The following is a 17,448-nucleotide window of genomic DNA, read 5'->3' on the forward strand; positions in this document are numbered from 1 at the left end:
CCCCGGCGCGCCTCGATACCTCTTTTCAGGAAAGATGAACTGATGAGACTTTCAATCTGCACCGACGTGATGGGAAACCTGTCCTTCACGGACATGCTGGACAAATGCGTGGAACTTGGCGTCGAAGGCGTCGAAATGACCGGCGGCGGCTGGTCTGGCGCTCCGCATTTCCGCGCCGACGAACTTCTGGCGGACAAGGGCATTCTCAGGACTAAGCTTAGGGAAATCGAGGCTCGGGGGCTGGAGATCGCCGCCCTGAACTGCTCGGCCAATCCGCTTGATCCGGGTGACATGGGCAAGCGTCACCGCAAGGAAATGGAAGAGACCTTTCGCCTCGCCGGCGAGATCGGGGTGAAGAAAATCGTCACCATGTCCGGTCTGCCGGAGGCGGCACCCGGCGACATGGTGCCCAACTGGCTTGTCTACACCAAGAGCTGGCCCAATGAGATGCCGGAGCGCGACCGCTACCAGTGGGAGGAGCGCGCTTTCCCCCTGTGGCATGGTCTCGTGAAGCTTGCGGACGAAACGGGCGTCGAAAAAATCGCACTCGAAAACTTCTCGGCGATGCTGGTGTGGAATCCCGAAACCCTGTTCCGCCTGCGCAACGAGGTCGGCCCGAAGGTGGGCATGAACCTCGATCCATCGCATCTGATGTGGATGGGCGCGGATCCGATCGCCTCGGCCCGGGCACTCGGGAGCGCGATCCATCATTGCCACGGCAAGGACACGCGTATCGAACGCGGGCTCGCCGACGTCAACGGCCTGCTGGAATTGAAAGATGTGACCGATGTTGCAAACCGCGCATGGAACTATGTCGCGGTGGGCGCAGGCCACGATCTGCAATGGTGGAAGGAGTTCTTCTCTGTCGTGCGGATGGTTGGCTACAACGATTGGGTCAGCCTTGAGATGGAAGATTTCACCATGTCCACCGAGGCCGGGATCCAGTCATCCATCGATGCGCTGAAAGCGACGATCAGCCGCTGACCGATCTGGCGCGGGCAGGCTATTGCCCGCGCTTACCCGGCATGCCCCGCGCCGGCAGCGCGAGGTAGGTCTTATGGAGTGTCAAGACATGCCCGGTGAACGCACTCACGACATGATCAAGCCGCCGTCGACGTTGATCGTCTGGCCGGTGATATAAGCCGCATCGTCGCTGGCGAGGAAGGTCACAAGGCCGGCGACATCTTCGCCGGAGCCGGCCCGTTTCATCGGGATGCCGTCAACCCATTCCTTCATGAGCTCTCCGGGGCCGTAGTTGCCGAGCAGCTTGCCCCAGGCCTGATCATTGTAGGCCCACATGTCGGTCTCGATGATCCCGGGGCAGAAGGCATTGACGGTGATGTTCTCGACCGCGACTTCCTTGGCCAGGCTTTGCGTGATGCCGACGACGCCCATCTTCGAGGCTGCATAGTGAGGCGTATAGATGAAGCCGTCCCGCGCCTGGCCCGACGCGGTGTTGATGATACGGCCGCCGCGACGATGCTTGCGCATGCGCGCGATCGCCTCCTGGGCGCAGAGGAACACACCCTTTGTGTTCACCGCCATCACCTTGTCCCAGTCCGCTTCGGCAAGATTCTCGACGCGCGATATGGTGATGACGCCGGCATTCTGGATGGAGACATCGACGGAGCCGAATTCGCGTTCTGCGGTGTCGAAGAGAGCGATAACGCTGCTCTTGTCCGTGACATCGCCGACGAAGGACGCAGCACGGCCGCCGCCGCTTCTGATGTCATCCGCAACGGCGTGGACGGTCTCTTCGTTTGCCGAGACAAGCACATTTGCGCCTTCGCGCGCGAAGCGTTTCGCGATGGCCGCGCCGATCCCCCGGCTCGCGCCGGTGATGACGACAGTCTTATTTTCGAAGCGATGCATGGAAGCTCCTCCCTTTCATTGTCCGCATGATTCCGTCGGCAGCCGTTTTTCGCTTACGAGCCGGATGCCGCGGACAGGATTGATATGAAGTCGGATGCCTTGAGCGACGCGCCGCCGACAAGCGCCCCGTCGACTCCGGGAATGGAAAAAATCGAGCTAGCGTTGGACGGTTTTACGGAGCCGCCATAGAGCAAACGGATGTCATTCGCCTCGGCTCCAAATCTCCTGGAGAGCGCTGCGCGCAAGGCGGCGTGGACTTCGGCGATCTCCTCTTCCGTCGGGACCCGTCCGGTTCCGATCGCCCATACTGGTTCATAGGCAATGGTCGTGTTTGTGGCACTGGCCTCATCGGGAAGTGAGGCCTGAAGCTGCTCTTCGACGACAGCCAAGGTGGCACCGCTGGCCCTCTCGCCCTCGGTTTCACCCACGCAGATGATGGCGTTAAGCCCGGCGCCATAGGCGGCTGATGCCTTGGCGGCGACCATTGCGCTGGTCTCGCCGTGGTCCGCCCGGCGCTCGGAATGGCCGAGGATCACATATGTTGCGCCGATATCGGCGAGCATCTGGGCCGAGATGTCGCCGGTATGCGCGCCCGAGGAATTTCCATGGCAATCCTGTCCGCCAATCCGCAGCTTGGTTCCCTTGGCGACGGTCGCCGCCCTGTCGATCAGCGTGACCGGTGGGCACAGGACAGCTTCGGCATCGGCACCCTCGGCCGCTGCTGCGATTGCCGTGATCTCGGACAGATCCGAGACCAGACCATTCATCTTCCAGTTTCCGGCGATCAGTTTACGAGGCATTGCGATCACCAGGCGCAGAATCCGCCGTCGACCAGCAGGTCAACGCCGGTTACGAAGCTTGCGGCATCCGAGAGCAGGAACACGGCGGGGCCGACCATCTCGTCGACGGCTGCCATACGCTGCATCGGCGTTTGCTCTTCGAAAAGCTTCGTCTGGTGAACCATCTCCGGCCGGGTGTTCATCGGGGTCGCCGTGTAGCCGGGCGAAATCGTGTTGACGCGGATGCCGCGTCCCACCCACTCCATCGCCATGGATTTCGACATGTGGATCACGCCCGCCTTGGAGGCGTTGTAGTGGCATTGGTTAAGGCCGCGATTGACGATGACGCCGGACATGGAGGCGATGTTGACGATGGAACCCTTGCCGTGCTTGAGCATGGAACGGGCTTCCGCCTGACACGAAAGGAACACACCCTTGAGGTTGATGTCCATCAGGGTCTGGTACTGATCCTCTTCCATGTCTTCGGCGGGATTGGCATTCGCGATGCCGGCCGCATTCACCGCCAGCGACAGATGGCCGAGTTCGGCTTCCGTCCGCTCGACCGCCTCAGCAAGCGAGGCCTTGTTCGTCACATCGGCGGCGATCTGGATCGACCGGCGACCGGCCTGACGGATAAACCCCGCCGTCGTGGACAGGCCGTCATCGTCCCTGCGATCGAGGAGAGCGACGTCCGCGCCGCATTGCGCAAGGCCGATCGCGATGCGTTGTCCGATGCCGCTGCCGGCACCCGTGACAAAGGCAATCTGCCCGGCGAGATCGAAAAGCTTGGGCGCATTCAGAGTGATGTCAGGCATCGCTCTTCCTTTCTTCATTCGTTTTAGATTGTAGCCAATTCCATGATGGAGACGTCGTTCGCCTGGTCGCGATCTAGAATGCCCGCTTGCTTGCCTTGCGCAAGCACCAGGATCCGGTTCGAAACGCCAAGCACTTCCTCTAGATCGGAGCTGACGACGATGACGGCGACGCCGCGTTTTGCAAGGCCGACGATGATGTCGTAAATGCCGGCGCGCGCGCCAACGTCGATGCCGCGCGTCGGCTCGTCGAGAACGACGACCTTGGGGTCGCGCATCAGCCATTTGGCGATCACGATTTTCTGCTGGTTTCCGCCGGAAAGGTCGGAGGCTAGTTGGTCGCCGCGCCCCTTGATCCCGAAGGTCGAGATGGCTTTCCTCGCAAAGTCGCGTTTCATCGACGGTGTGATCCAGCGGCGGCCGAACCGGTCCAAATTGGCGTAGACAAGATTTTCACCGATGCGGTGGCTGACGACGAGGCCCTGGAGCTTCCGATCCTCTGGCACCATCACGATACCCCTTGCAATCGCGTCGGCCGGGCTGCGCAGCGCTAGCTGCTCTCCGTTGAGGCGAACCACACCTGCTTTCAGGGCATCGGCGCCGGAAATGGCCCGCACCAATTCGGTTCGCCCGGCGCCGACGAGCCCTGCTATCCCGAAAATTTCACCGGCCCGGACCTCGAAGCTCACATCCTTGAAAGAACCGTCGACGGCAGTCAGACCCTCGACCTTGAGGACCGGCCGCTCCTGCGGAACTGGCAAGGCGGGAAATAGTCTGTCGAGCGAGCGCCCGACCATGCTTTCGACGATGGTGCGAACCGGTGTTGCGCTATCGGCGAATTCCTGGACCCGCTCGCCATCGCGCAGCACGACGATGCGATCCGTGATCCGTTTGATTTCGTCCATTCGGTGCGAGATGTAGATGATCCCGACGCCTTCGGAGCGCAGCTTGCGAACCTGTTGGAAGAGAGCCTCGGTTTCCGCGCCGCCGAGCGCGGCTGTGGGTTCATCGAGGATCAGCAGCTTTGCATCCAGCGCCAGAGCCTTTGCAATTTCGATCAGTTGTTGATTTGCCGTCGAAAGGCCCGCGACTTTTCTCGTGGCGGGAATGTGCAGGTTCAAGCGTGACAGTTGCTCCTGCGCGCGCTTGATCATCTGCGCCCGGTCCACGATCCCGTTCTTCATAGGCCAACGACCGATGAAGACGTTTTCGGCAATCGTCAGTTCCGGCAGGAGCTGAAGCTCTTGATGGATCAGGACAACGCCCTTGTCGATCGCTTCGCGGGGGGAGGCGGGGGCATAGGGCTGCCCCTGCCATGTCATCGTTCCTTCAGAAGGAGTGCGTGATCCGGCGATGATGCCCGACAAGGTCGATTTGCCGGCGCCGTTTTCGCCGAGGAGGGCGACAACCTCTCCGGCGTAAACGTCGAGGCTGACGTTCTTGAGGACTTCAAGCGGGCCATAGCGCTTCGAGATGCCCCGAAGAGAGAGAACCGGTTCCGACATATCACCACTCCCGAGCCTGAATTTATGGATGGTTGGCGATGAAGCCTTCGACGTTGTCCTTGGTGGTGAGCGTCGCATCCATCAGCTGAACCGGCGGCACCTTCTCACCACCAACGATCTTGACGGCCATATCCACGGCCGCGCGGCCCATCTTCTGGGTCTGCTGTGTCGCGGTGACGTCGAAAACGCCGTTCTTGAGAGCTTCGAGAGCAGCAGTATCACCGTCAAAGCCACCAACGACGATCTTCTGCGATGGATTGCCGACCTTGATGGCCTGCGCCGCGCCCAATGCCAGACCGTCTGCCTGGGCAAACACGATGGAAACGTCAGGATGCGCCTGGAGCATGTTCTGCATGATCTGGAAGCCCTCATCCTGGCTCCACATGTTGGACCACTGTTCAGCCACGATCTTCACACCCGGGTTTGCCTTGACGGCGTCCATGCAGCCCTTGGTGCGATCGACTTCCGGGGTCGTGCCCTTCTGGCCGTGGATGATCACCATGTTGCCCTTGCCGCCGGCCTTTTCGATGATGTGCTTGCACACGGCATTGGCCGAGGCGACGGAGTCGGTCGCCAGGAACGTGTCGCCCGGAGCGCCATCGGCGTTGCGGTCCACATTGATGACCGGAACGTCTGCCTGGTGCGCGAGTTTCACGGGGATGGTCGCTGCCGCGGCACCCGCCGGGATGTAGATCAGGGCATCGATGTTCTGGGTGAGAAGATCCTGGATCTGGTTCACCTGCGTCGGGCCATCGCCCTTCGCATCGACGGTCACGACCGTGATGCCGCGGGTCTTGGCCTCGGCTTCAACGGCCTGCTTGATCTGGTTGAAGAAGTTTGCCTGAAGGTTGGCGACCGCGAGGCCGAGCTTCTTGACTTCCTTGGCCTGCACCGATCCGAGCGAAAGGGCGAGGGCGGCAGCCGTCGTCAGTAGAATGCGGGAAAGTTTCATCAGTTCCTCCTTAGGTTTGACCTTGCCCCTGGGTGTTTCCTCCGCCCCTGAGCTTTTGATCCTCTCCAATTGCCAGGAGAGGAATTCTGGAATGGGCGGCCGAATTGGCCGCTCACATCATCTCTTCTTGCGGCGGAGCGTTTCAGCGCCGACGGCGAGCACGATGACCACGCCGATAATGACCTGCTGCAGGAAGGGAGAGACATTCAGCAAATTGAGACCGTTGCGCAGCACGCCGATGATGAGCACACCGATCAGGGTGCCGCCGATACCGCCGGCCCCACCCGAAAGCGAGGTGCCTCCGATGACGACTGCCGCGATGGTGTCGAGCTCATAGCCGAAGCCGCTGGAGGGCTGGACGGCATCGAGGCGAGCGGCAAGGACAATCCCCGCCAGGCCGGCAAGTATTGCGCAAACGACGTAAACGCCGATCGTCACGAGCGCCACATTGATGCCGGCGAGGCGGGCGACCTCCGGGCTTCCGCCGACGGCGTAGAGCATGCGGCCTTCCGAGCGGAACTGCAGGAAAAGCCAGGCAACGAGGACGATGGCCAGCATCACGAAGACGGTGGCCGTCATCACGCCGAAATGCCGGTCGATCGCCAACATCGTGAACCAATCCGGAAAGCCGACGATCTGCTGCCCGTCGGTGATCATATTGGCGACGCCACGCGCGACCGACATCATCGCCAGCGTTGCAATGAAGGCTGGAACGCGGAAACTCGTCACCATCACGCCGACAATCAGGCCGCTAAGTGCCGAGGCAAGAAGCGCCAGCGGAACGGCGACCGCCATCGGCAGTCCGGCGACGTTTGCAACCCATCCCATGATCATCATCGACAAAGCGAGCACCGACCCAACCGACAGATCGATGCCGCCGATGAGAATGACGAAGGTCATTCCGACGGACATGATGCCGAGGACGGTAATCTGGTCGAGAATGTTCAATGCGTTCCGCGTCGAAAGAAACGTATCGGTCGCAACGCTTAAGAATGCGCAGAGCACCAGCAGTCCAATCAGGGGACCTGTCGCTCCGCCGAGCCATGCCAGCGAATTCCTGGACTGTTGAGCCGGCTCTTGAACACCGAGTGCGGACATTGTTCCTCCCACCCATTCACTGATTGCAAGGTTTAATCCTCACAATAGAATAATTATTCACAAGTGTTGAAAAATGCACTACCGCCTCTTTTTGATCGTGTCAATAGGCCTGTAGGCGCCAGTGCTCGAGGTCGCGCAGGGTCATATTCAGAAATTGGCTTGACTAGAACGCAGTTTATGCAAAAATATGTGGTAGTGAATATTTATGCACAAAGGAAGCGTCATGCAGTGGAAGGAACTTGAGCGCATCGCGCGTCAGATACGTCTGCGCGATCTGGAAGCGGTATATGCGGCGGGCGCGGGTCATATTGGCGGGGAGATGTCGGCGATCGATATCCTCACCGCGCTCTATTTCCATGTGCTGAAGATCCATCCTGATAACGCAAAGCATCCTGAGCGGGACCGGTTCGTTCTCTCGAAGGGACACACCGCATGCGCCCTCTACATCACCCTGGCGAAGCGCGGTTTCTTTCCCGAGGACGAGATCTCGACCTTCCTGCAGCCGCACTCGCGTCTTAACGGACACCCGAATTGCAACAAGGTTCCCGGTGTCGAGACCAATACCGGTCCGCTTGGACATGGCCTTCCGGTCGCCATCGGTATCGCAAAGGCTGGCAAGCTTAGCTCCGCAGGCTACCACACCTATGTGATGACCGGCGATGGCGAGATGCAGGAAGGGTCGAACTGGGAAGCGATCATGGCGGCGTCCCAGTTCGGGCTGGATAATCTGACGCTGATCATCGACCACAATCGGTTCCAGCAGGGTGCTGCCCTTGCCGACACCAACAATGTTGCGCCATTGCGGCCGAAGCTTGAAGCATTCGGCTGGGAGGTCACCGAGATCAACGGCAATGAAATGGCGGAGATCGTTCCGGCGCTTCAGCATCGGGGCGCCCGTCCGCATTGCATCGTCGCCCACACCAACAAGGGTCACGGCATCTCGTTCATGCAGGATCGGGTCGACTGGCATCATAAGGTGCCAAACAAGGAACAGTACGAACTCGCAGTCGCAGAACTGTCGGAGGCACTTTAATGGACGCACCCATCTCAACTACCGCTTTGCATGACTGCCGCGATGCGTTTGCCGCGACGCTGGAAGCGATGGCATCGGCCGATCAGACGATCGTCGCCGTCTGCAATGACTCGGTCGGTTCCTCGAAGCTTGGCGGCTTCAAGTCGAAGTTTCCGGATCGCTTGATCAATGTGGGGATCGCCGAGCAGAATATGGTCGGCGTCGCTGCGGGACTTGCCAATGGCGGGCGCATCCCCTTCGTCTGCGCCGCATCCTGCTTCCTGACCGGCCGCGCCCTGGAACAGATCAAGGCCGACATTTCCTATTCGAATGCCAACGTCAAACTGATCGGGATTTCGTCAGGCATGGCTTACGGTGAGCTCGGCCCCACGCATCATTCCATCGAGGATTTTGCCTGGACCCGCGTTTTGCCGAATTTGCCCGTTATTGCACCATGCGATCGGATCGAGACAGCCGCGGCGATCGAATGGGCCGCAAGCTATGCCGGCCCCTGCTTCCTTCGTCTGTCCCGTGTCGGCGTGCCGGATCTGCTTCCGGAGGGCCACAAGTTCGTGCCCGGACGTGCGAACCTTCTTCGGGAGGGTGGGGACGTGACGCTGATCGCCAATGGAACATTGACGCATCGCATGTTGAAAGCGGCAGACATATTGGCAAGGCAGGGTGTCGACGCGCGCGTGCTCAATATGGCAACGGTGCGCCCCATCGATGAAGACGCCATCATCGCCGCCGCTAGGGAAACCGGTGCGATCGTGACCGCTGAAGAGCATTCGATCTACGGTGGTCTCGGTTCGGCCGTTGCCGAGGTCGTGGTCGACAATGCGCCGGTGCCGATGAAGCGTCTGGGTGTCCCGGGCATCTATGCGCCGACCGGCTCTGCCGAATTTCTGCTGGATGAGTTTGGTATGGCTCCGAGTGCCATTGCAGAGGCAACGCTTGCCCTGTTGAAGCGGAAGTGAGCAAGCGCTTCTAGCGGCTCTCGAAGCAGCGCTCATGCGCCGATATTGATGTGGAGAAGACTTTCATGCGCGCCATCCTGGCAATCGATCAGGGCACCACCAACTCCAAGGCCATTTTGGTATCGGAGACAGGCGAGCTGATCTCGCGTGGCGCGGCTCCGGTCGGCATCTCTTATCCTCAATCCGGCTGGGTCGAGCAGGATCCCAACCGGATCTGGCAGTCCGTCTGCGAGGCCGTGCGCCTCTGCATCGAAGCGGCACCGCAGGTCACGATCGAAGCCGTGGCGGTTTCCAATCAGCGGGAGTCGGTGACGATCTGGGATGGTGAAACCGGAGAGGCTCTCGGCCCCGTCGTCAGCTGGCAGTGCCGCCGGACGGCGCAAGACTGTGCAAGGTTGATCGAGCGCGGTCATTCGCATCTAGTCGAGCAGATCACCGGTCTTCCCATCGACCCTATGTTTCCGGGATCGAAGGTGCACTGGTTGCTCGATCGTGCCCCGGCGGGTCGTCCGGTGCGGATCGGCACGGTGGATAGCTGGCTGATCCACCGCCTGTCCGGCGGCAAGCGGCATGTATGCGATGCCTCCAATGCGGCGCGAAGCCAGCTCTTCGATCTGAAGTCTCAGCAATGGAGCGACGAGCTTTGCGGCTTGTTCGGCGTCGCCAAACAGGTATTGCCGGAGGTGCTGGATAGTTCCGGAGATTTCGGAACGACCGCGAATGTGCCTGGCGTGCGCGATGGCACACCGATCCGTGCGGTAATCGGCGACAGCCACGCCGCGCTTTTCGGACATGGAGCCTATAAGGCCGGTGATGGAAAGGTGACGTTCGGAACCGGCTCGTCCGTCATGACCACGCTGCCGCACTTCATCGCTCCGAGCAATGGCATCACCACCACGGTCGCCTGGCGCATTGCCGGACAACCGACCTTTGCCTTTGAGGGAAACATCCTTGTCTCGGCCGCCAGCCTGCCATGGATGACGGATGTACTTGGACTGCCGGATGTTGCCGCATTGATCGAACTGGCATCGACGGCAGAACCTGGTGGCCCCGGCTTCGTGCCGGCCTTCGTCGGTCTTGGCGCACCTTACTGGAATTCGGACGCCCGCGCCTTGTTCTCTCAGATCGGCTTCAACACGACACGCGCGCAGATGGCCAGGGCCGTGACGGACTCGATCGCCTTTCAGGTTCACGATGTCTTTGCGGCGATGCAAAGCCAAAATGGCGGGACGATCGGTGCGCTCTATGTCGATGGCGGCCCCAGCAAGAATACGTTTCTGATGCAATGTGTTGCGGACCTGTTGCAGCATTCAGTCATTCAATGCGAAGCCCCGGAGGCGTCGGCCTTGGGGGCGGCTTATTTGGCCGGTCTGTCGCTCGGCATGTGGCCGGATCTGGACACTATCGCGCGTTTGCCGCGCAGCAATACGCTCATAGGACCGCAGCCAAATATTTCGCCGGAGAAACTTAATACGTGGAGCGATGCCATTGCCCGCTCGACGTTCGGCCCGCCGCCCGCTAATGGTGAATAAAAATTCACGGCTGGGGAAAATATGGGACGCATCAACGAACTTCGGCTGATTTCCCGCGTAGCACAGATGTACCATATCGAGCATAAACGGCAGGCGGACATTGCTCAGCATCTGCGACTGTCGCAGGCAACCGTCTCGCGCATGCTCAAGCGTGCGGAAGCCGAAGATATCGTTCGAACCACAGTCATCCCGCCTGCCGGCACCTATGCCGACATGGAAGGTGCTCTTCGCGAACGCTTCAATCTTCCTGAGGCCATCGTTGTGGAGTGTTCGGAGGATCGCGACGGCGCGATCATGGAGCGGATCGGGGAAGCTGCGGCACATCTTCTGGAAGTGACGCTGACACAGGGCGAGATCATCGGCGTCTCGAGCTGGAGCCAGACCATCTTCAAGATGGTGGAAAACATTCATCCTCAGAAAAGCGCGCAGGCGAAATACATTGTGCAGACGCTCGGAGGGATGGGCGACCCATCTGTTCAAACCCATGCAACGCAGCTGACGACGAGATTGGCCCGGTTGACGGGCGGAGAACCGAAGCTATTGACCGTACAGGGCGTCACGAGCTCACGGGAAGCAAAGCTTCTGATGATGGCCGATCCGTTCGTTCGCGAGACCATCGATTTCTTCGGCGCGATCAGCCTCGCCATCGTCGGGATCGGCGCCGTCGAGCCATCCGAGCTACTGGCGCGCTCCGGCAACATCTTTTCGTCGCGCGAGCTGGCCGACCTGGCGGAGGCCGGCGCGGTCGGCGATATCTCGCTCCGGTTCTTCGATCTGAAGGGCAATACGGTGAAAACGCCGCTCGACGAACGCGTCATCGGGATTTCACTGGAGGAGCTTGCGAAGGTCGATCGTGTCGTCGCGCTCGCGGGCGGAGAAAAGAAGACCGCCGCAATCGCGGGAGCGCTGCGCGTCGGCGTCATCGATACGCTGGTGACGGACAAGTTTACAGCTCAGCGTCTCATCGATTTGGATTAGCACGGGTCGCCATTATCCTTTGAACTGAGCCACGCTCTCGCGTCAGGGCCGTCAAATCCCTCAATCCGACAGCTTTTGTAATCGAGCGCCAATAGGTTCAGACTTCGAGATGGACGAATGTGGAAACGATACCACATTCACCTTGACTCGCCGTACTCGTCGCTTAGTATCGATGTGGAAACGTTACCATATTGGGAGGAACTTCATGAAATCCGCGCGGCTCAACCGCCTTTTTGGTGTGTCCGGAAATTGCTTCGACGTCGCCATCGATCACGGCATGTTCAATGAGCGGACTTTTCTGGCCGGCATCGAGGACATGAAGACGGCTATCAAGGTGATTGCGGATGCAGCACCTGATGCCATCCAGCTTCCGCCGGGCACGGCGCCGCTTCTGCAGGCCATTCCCGGCAAGCAGCGTCCGGCACTGGTGTTGCGCACCGATATCGCCAATATCTACGGCAATCCGTTGCCGTCGGCGCTGTTTTCCGAAATGATCGACAGGGCGGTGGAGCAGGGCGTGGCGCTGGATGCTGCCTGCGTCGTCGTCAATCTCTTGATGCTGCCGAACCAGCCAGAGGTCTATCGGGCCTGCGTGCGCAACGTGAACAGCCTCAAGCGTGAATGCGAGATCTACGGCATGCCGTTGATGGTCGAGCCGCTGGTCATGCAGGACAATTCCAAGGGCGCCTACATGGTCGATGGCGCGATCGACAAGATCCTGCCGCTGGTGCGTCAGGCAGCCGAACTCGGTGCCGATATCATCAAGGCCGACCCGTGCGACAATGTCGAGGAGTATCACCGTGTCGTCGAGATCGCGCAGGGCCTTCCGGTCTTGGTGCGCGGCGGCGGCCGCGTTTCGGATCAGGAAATCCTTCGCCGCACCAAGCAGTTGATGGAGCAGGGCGCACGCGGCATCGTCTATGGCCGTAACGTCATTCAGCACAACAATCCCGGCGGCATGACGCGCGCCCTGATGGCGATCGTCCATGAAAACGCATCTGTCGAGCAAGCCTCGCTGCATCTCGCCTGACGGGCTCCTGGGGAGGAAATGTCATGACGAAAATATTCCGTTTTGGTGTTATCGGCTGCGGCCTGATGGGGCGCGAATTCGCAAGTGCGGCGGCGCGCTGGCTGCATCTGGCCGATGTGAAGGCGCGCCCGGAGATCGCCGCCGTCTGCGACACCAATTCGACGCTGCTCGACTGGTTCAGGGATCATGTGCCGACGGTCCGACAGTTTACCGCCGACTATAAGGAGCTTCTGGCCAATCCCGAGATCGACGCGATCTATTGCGCCGTGCCGCATGTGCTGCATCAGCAACTCTATATCGACATTCTGAAGGCCGGAAAGCATCTGCTCGGCGAGAAGCCTTTCGGCATGGACGCTGCCCAGAACCGCGAGATCATGGCGGTTCTTGCCGAGCATCCCGAACTTCTGGTCCGTTGCTCGTCGGAAATGCCGTTCTTCCCCGGTGCGCAGAAGGTCATCGCACTCGCCGAGAGCGGCGAGATGGGGGATATTCTCGAGGTCGAGGCCGGTTTCCTGCATTCCTCGGATATCGACCGGCAAAAGCCGATCAACTGGAAGCGTATGGCCGATATCAACGGCGACTATGGCTGCATGGGCGATCTCGGCATGCATGTCCTGCATGTGCCGCTGCGCCTCGGCTGGCGCCCGACCACCCTGCACACGCAACTGGTCAAGAAGGTCACCGAGCGTCCCGATGGCAAGGGCGGCATGCTGCCCTGCACCACCTGGGATAATGCCACGATCAGCAGCCGGGTACGCACGGCGGATCAGGATTTTCCGATGGTGCTGAAAACCTGGCGCATCGCGCCCGGTGAATCCAACACCTGGTACATTCGCATTCTCGGCATGAAGAAGAGCGCCTTCTTCAGCACCAAGTCGCCGCGCCAATGGCAGTGGATGGACTATACCGGCGGCACGCAGGCATGGAGCACCGAGGATCTCGGCTATGGCTCGCTGTTCCCGGCCATCACCGGCAAGATTTTTGAGTTCGGCTTCGCCGATGCCATCCAGCAGATGTGGGCTGCCTTCGTCGATGAGCTGGCCGGCGGAAATGCAAATGGTTTCGGCTGCGCGACACCGGCCGAGGCACAGGCGCATCATGCTGTGCTGACGGCGGCGCTCAAATCCGGGCGTGAGGATATCGTGGTGCCGGTTGAGTATGACGGAGCGACGGTCTGATGAAGCGCTCCGAAATCAATGCGGCCCTTCAACGGGCGAGCGAAACCCTTAAACGCTGGCATTGGTCGCTGCCGGACTGGGGATACTGGACAGCGGCGGATTTTGCCGCCCATCCGCAGGCGGCAAGCTATCTGCGTACCCATCAGCTAGGCTGGGACGTTACCGATTTCGGCTCGGGCCGGTTCGCCGAATGTGGCCTCGTGCTGTTCTGCCTGCGCAACGGCATCATCGGCGTTGAGGGTGAGCGCACCTATGCCGAAAAGCTGCTCTTCGTCGAGGAAGGTCAGGTCACGCCGACGCATCGCCACGCGGCAAAGATGGAAGACATCATCAATCGCGCCGGCGGTGATCTTGTCATCGAATTCGCCGCGACCGACGCGGATGGCAATGTAACGAAGGATGATGTGACCGTTCCGGTGGATGGGCTGCCGCGCAAGCTCGCCGTATGGGAACCGCTGGTTCTGTCCCCCGGCCAGAGCGTGACGATCCGCACCGGGCTTTACCATCGCTTCTACGGTCGGAAAAGTGGTGGCCCGGTTTTCGTCGGCGAGGTCAGCCAGGTCAACGACGACAATAGCGATAACTTCTTTCTGGAGCCGATCGGGCGGTTTGCCGCGATCGAGGAAGACGAGCCGCCGCTCAGGCCCCTCTGGAATGAGGCAGGCTGCTGATGCGGACCGGGGAGGAGGGTCGCGGCAGCGAAAAGCAGAAGACGGGCGGTATCGTTTGCGCGGGCAATTTCATTGTCGACCGCGTCCATACCCTGTCCTATTGGCCCGAACAGGGTAATCTCGCCCATATCCTGCACCAGGATCTAGGCGTGGGCGGCGGTGCCGCCAATGTCGTCACCGACCTGGCCTCGCTCGGCTTTCCCGGAAAGCTGGCGGCAGCTGGATGCATCGGTGCGGATATTGACGGGGAGATCGTCAAGTCGCGCCTGGTCGCTGCCGGTATCGATGTCGATGGGTTGACCGTGCTTGCCGATCACGCAACGGCGCATACGCATGTCATGAATGTGACGGGGCAGAACCGTACCTTCTTCTATCATGGCGGCGCCAATGATGCGGTCACGGATGCACTCGTCTCCCCGGCGACCTTTGCGAATGCCGGCTACAGGCTGTTCTACCTCGGCTATCTGATGCTGTTGCCCGGTCTCGACCGGCTTGATGCGGATGGCCGTTCGGGAGCGTCGCGCCTGCTGGAAGCCGCGCAGGGCGCGGGCCTGACGACCTGTGTCGATTTCGTATCGAGCGAAGATCCGGAATTCGCGGCCAAGGTTGGCGCCGCTCTGCCATATTGCGATTTCCTTGTTATCAACGAGATGGAAGCGGGCCGAGCGACGGGCGTTACCGTTCGCAACGCGAAGGGATATCTGATCGAGACGGAGCTTCTGACAGCGGGCGAACGCCTGCTTGCGGCGGGCGTCGCCAAAGGTGCGGTCATCCATGCTCCGGAGATCTGCTTCTGGTTTGCGCCCGGCGCGTTGCCCGTCGTCATACGTTCGCGGCCCGTCGATCCGAGCGATATCGTCAGCACAGTCGGTGCCGGCGATGCTTTTTGCGCTGCCGTGCTCTACGGTTTGCATGAGGGCTGGCCGGTCGAGCGCATATGCGCCGTCGCTCATGGCGCGGCCGCCCGTTGCCTCGCGGGGGCGACGGCCACCGACGGCATCCCCGACATGGCGGTCCTTCTAGAGGATACGAAGGAGACGACGCCGGTATCCGGTTAGCCCATCGGGGCCGCCTTGGGAGAAGGCGGTTCCGGTCATGATCCACACAAATGGAAGAGTAGACATGAAACCATGCAGTATAGCGGCCGCATCGGCCATCCGTGGCGGTACGGTGATCGAGGAGTTGACGCCATGACCTCTGTGCAAACAACCAGGCTTTCCGGAAAAGTGGCATTGGTCACTGGAGGCGCAAGCGGTATCGGCAAGGCAGTCTGCGAACGCTTCGCGGCGGAGGGCGCGAAGGTCATCGTGGCTGATCTGGATGGCGAACGATGCCGAGGGGTCGCGGAGGCGATCGGCCCCGATGCCTGGGGCGTGGCGCTCGACGTTACCAGCCAGGACAGCATCGATGCCGCCGTGGACTTCTCGATAGAGGCCGGCGGCCAGATCGATATCCTGGTCAATGCAGCCGGCATTTATGAGGTGCAATCCATTCTGGAGATATCGCGCGAGCGCACCGCCAGGGTCTTCGAGGTCAATGTCGAGGGCGTGATTTTCATGACGCAGGCGGTTGCCCGGCATATGGTGGAGCGCGGCCAGGGCGGACGCATCATCAATTTCTCGTCCCAAGCCGGCCGTCGCGGCGAGGGGCCGGCGGTGGCCTATTGTGCCTCCAAGGCGGCCGTCATCAGCATCACCCAAAGCTGCGCTCTGGAATTGATCCGGTACGGGATCAACGTGAATGCCATCGCTCCCGGCGTGGTCGACACGCCGATGTGGGACGTTGTCGATGCGAAACTCGGTAGCCGGGAGGGTTTGCAGCCGGGCGACGTCAAGCGCCGCGTGGCCGCCGCCGTTCCAGCCGGACGATTTGGCATGGCTGAAGAACAGGCCGCCATGGCTGCCTTCCTGGCCGGGCCGGATGCAGCATACATCGTCGCGCAGTGCTACAATGTCGATGGCGGCAACGTCATGAGCTGATCATTCCGCAATGTCGGTTCACCAGCGAGGAGGAGGGGAAGAATGAAAGCCGTCCGTTTGGAAGCGATCGGGTCCATGACCATGCGCAGTGTCGAGAAACCGGTTGCCGGGCCGGGCGAACTGCTTGTCCGTGTGCTCGCCGCCGGCATCTGCGGCTCCGATCGTCACATGTACAAGGGGGAGTATCCGACGGCGATCCCGGTCACGATGGGCCATGAATTCAGTGGCATCGTGGAAGAAGTGGGCGCTGATGTCACTGGCTTTGCCGGCGGCGAGCTCGTCACCGTCGACCCCAATATCGCCTGCGGCCGCTGTCATGCCTGCACGCGTGGACGACCGAACCTGTGCGAGGGGCTGACCGCAATCGGCGTGACGCGAGACGGCGGTTTTGCCGAGTATGTGGCGGTGCCGCACCGGCAGGCTTTCACGCTGCCCGCCGATCTCAATCCTGTGCATGGCGCCTTCTGCGAGCCGCTTGCCTGCTGCCTTCATGCCATCGACAAGGCCGGAATCCGTCCGGGCGACAGTGTCGCGATCCTGGGCGGGGGCGTGATCGGCCTGCTCATGGTGCAATTGGTCCGCCTGGCGGGGGCGAGCGAGGTGATCCTGATCACGCGGCAGCTCTCAAGACGCCAGACCGCGTTGCATCTCGGAGCGACGCATGCCTTCGATCCGACAGCTTCGGACGCGATTGCCGCTGTTCGAGATGTCACCTACGGCGGCGCGGATGTCGTCATCGAGTGCGCAGGTGTTCCCGAAACCTTGCAGACCGGCCTGCAAATGGCGCGGCGCGGCGGCACCTTTGTGCTTTTCGGCGTGACACCCGCGGGTGTCGAGGTGCCAGTCCTGCCGTTCGACCTGCTCATCAACGAAGTCGATATCAGGCCCGCCTATCTCAATCCGTTCACTCATTCGCGCGCTGCGGCCATGGTCGCGAGCGGGGTGTTGGAGCTGGATATGCTGGTGACCAAGACCATCGGTCTCGAGGAGGTCGCGGGCGTAGTGGGCGGTGCGCCATTGCCGGGCGAAATCAAGGTCATTGTCCGACCCTAGTTCCAGCCTTGCTATGGATC

General features: G+C 60.9%; 17 protein-coding genes. 11 read left to right on the plus strand and 6 right to left on the minus strand.

Annotated elements, in window-relative coordinates; all coding sequences use genetic code 11:
- Positions 1-42 precede the first annotated feature (42 nt).
- Positions 43-984, plus strand: coding sequence for a sugar phosphate isomerase/epimerase family protein (locus tag AC1RO0_RS26915; protein ID WP_498595623.1), 942 nt, complete (start codon positions 43-45; stop codon positions 982-984).
- A 105-nt stretch (positions 985-1,089) separates the two neighbouring features.
- Here AC1RO0_RS26915 and AC1RO0_RS26920 read toward each other — a convergent pair whose 3' ends face one another.
- The 6 genes from AC1RO0_RS26920 to AC1RO0_RS26945 all read right to left on the minus strand — a co-directional run bounded on the left by AC1RO0_RS26920 (position 1,090) and on the right by AC1RO0_RS26945 (position 7,018).
- Entirely contained in the window at positions 1,090-1,872 is a 783-nt protein-coding gene (locus tag AC1RO0_RS26920) for a glucose 1-dehydrogenase (RefSeq protein WP_498595624.1), read from the minus strand.
- Positions 1,873-1,925: 53 nt separating this feature from the next.
- On the minus strand, positions 1,926-2,672 hold the full coding sequence (tpiA, locus tag AC1RO0_RS26925) for a triose-phosphate isomerase (protein WP_498595625.1): 747 nt from the start codon (positions 2,670-2,672) through the stop codon (positions 1,926-1,928).
- 5 nt (positions 2,673-2,677) lie between these two features.
- Positions 2,678-3,466, minus strand: coding sequence for an SDR family oxidoreductase (locus tag AC1RO0_RS26930; protein ID WP_498595626.1), 789 nt, complete (start codon positions 3,464-3,466; stop codon positions 2,678-2,680).
- A gap of 23 nt (positions 3,467-3,489) precedes the next feature.
- A complete protein-coding gene (locus AC1RO0_RS26935) occupies positions 3,490-4,968 on the minus strand; it encodes a sugar ABC transporter ATP-binding protein (protein WP_498595627.1) in 1,479 nt (492 codons plus the stop codon).
- A 22-nt stretch (positions 4,969-4,990) separates the two neighbouring features.
- Positions 4,991-5,920 carry a sugar ABC transporter substrate-binding protein gene (locus AC1RO0_RS26940; protein ID WP_371111991.1) on the minus strand — a complete coding sequence of 310 codons (930 nt, stop codon included), beginning with the start codon at positions 5,918-5,920 and terminating at the stop codon, positions 4,991-4,993.
- A gap of 117 nt (positions 5,921-6,037) precedes the next feature.
- Positions 6,038-7,018 (minus strand): ABC transporter permease, encoded by a 981-nt coding sequence (locus AC1RO0_RS26945; RefSeq protein ID WP_498595628.1) that lies wholly within the window; start codon positions 7,016-7,018, stop codon positions 6,038-6,040.
- 223 nt (positions 7,019-7,241) lie between these two features.
- On the opposite strand from AC1RO0_RS26945, the gene AC1RO0_RS26950 reads away from it, so the two are divergent.
- The 10 genes from AC1RO0_RS26950 to AC1RO0_RS26995 all read left to right on the plus strand — a co-directional run bounded on the left by AC1RO0_RS26950 (position 7,242) and on the right by AC1RO0_RS26995 (position 17,428).
- Entirely contained in the window at positions 7,242-8,051 is an 810-nt protein-coding gene (locus tag AC1RO0_RS26950; RefSeq protein ID WP_498595629.1) for a transketolase, read from the plus strand.
- On the plus strand, positions 8,051-9,007 hold the full coding sequence (locus tag AC1RO0_RS26955; protein ID WP_498595630.1) for a transketolase family protein: 957 nt from the start codon (positions 8,051-8,053) through the stop codon (positions 9,005-9,007). Before AC1RO0_RS26950 ends, AC1RO0_RS26955 begins: the two co-directional genes overlap by 1 nt.
- Before the next feature lie 65 nt (positions 9,008-9,072).
- On the plus strand, positions 9,073-10,539 hold the full coding sequence (locus AC1RO0_RS26960; protein WP_498595631.1) for an FGGY family carbohydrate kinase: 1,467 nt from the start codon (positions 9,073-9,075) through the stop codon (positions 10,537-10,539).
- 21 nt (positions 10,540-10,560) lie between these two features.
- A complete protein-coding gene (locus tag AC1RO0_RS26965; protein WP_498595632.1) occupies positions 10,561-11,517 on the plus strand; it encodes a sugar-binding transcriptional regulator in 957 nt (318 codons plus the stop codon).
- Between the two features lie 205 nt (positions 11,518-11,722).
- Complete coding sequence (locus AC1RO0_RS26970) at positions 11,723-12,547, plus strand: class I fructose-bisphosphate aldolase (protein WP_498595633.1); 825 nt, start codon at positions 11,723-11,725, stop codon at positions 12,545-12,547.
- A gap of 23 nt (positions 12,548-12,570) precedes the next feature.
- On the plus strand, positions 12,571-13,725 hold the full coding sequence (locus AC1RO0_RS26975) for a Gfo/Idh/MocA family protein (RefSeq protein WP_498595634.1): 1,155 nt from the start codon (positions 12,571-12,573) through the stop codon (positions 13,723-13,725).
- Positions 13,725-14,396, plus strand: a complete 672-nt coding sequence (locus tag AC1RO0_RS26980) for a D-lyxose/D-mannose family sugar isomerase (RefSeq protein ID WP_498595635.1) — start codon at positions 13,725-13,727, stop codon at positions 14,394-14,396. Before AC1RO0_RS26975 ends, AC1RO0_RS26980 begins: the two co-directional genes overlap by 1 nt.
- Positions 14,396-15,454 carry a carbohydrate kinase family protein gene (locus AC1RO0_RS26985; protein WP_498595636.1) on the plus strand — a complete coding sequence of 353 codons (1,059 nt, stop codon included), beginning with the start codon at positions 14,396-14,398 and terminating at the stop codon, positions 15,452-15,454. Before AC1RO0_RS26980 ends, AC1RO0_RS26985 begins: the two co-directional genes overlap by 1 nt.
- Before the next feature lie 132 nt (positions 15,455-15,586).
- Entirely contained in the window at positions 15,587-16,375 is a 789-nt protein-coding gene (locus AC1RO0_RS26990; protein WP_498595637.1) for an L-iditol 2-dehydrogenase, read from the plus strand.
- Between the two features lie 42 nt (positions 16,376-16,417).
- Complete coding sequence (locus AC1RO0_RS26995; RefSeq protein WP_498595638.1) at positions 16,418-17,428, plus strand: zinc-dependent alcohol dehydrogenase family protein; 1,011 nt, start codon at positions 16,418-16,420, stop codon at positions 17,426-17,428.
- The last annotated feature ends 20 nt before the right edge of the window (positions 17,429-17,448 follow it).

It is taken from the genome of Rhizobium sp. GW821-FHT14E12 (assembly GCF_058803745.1).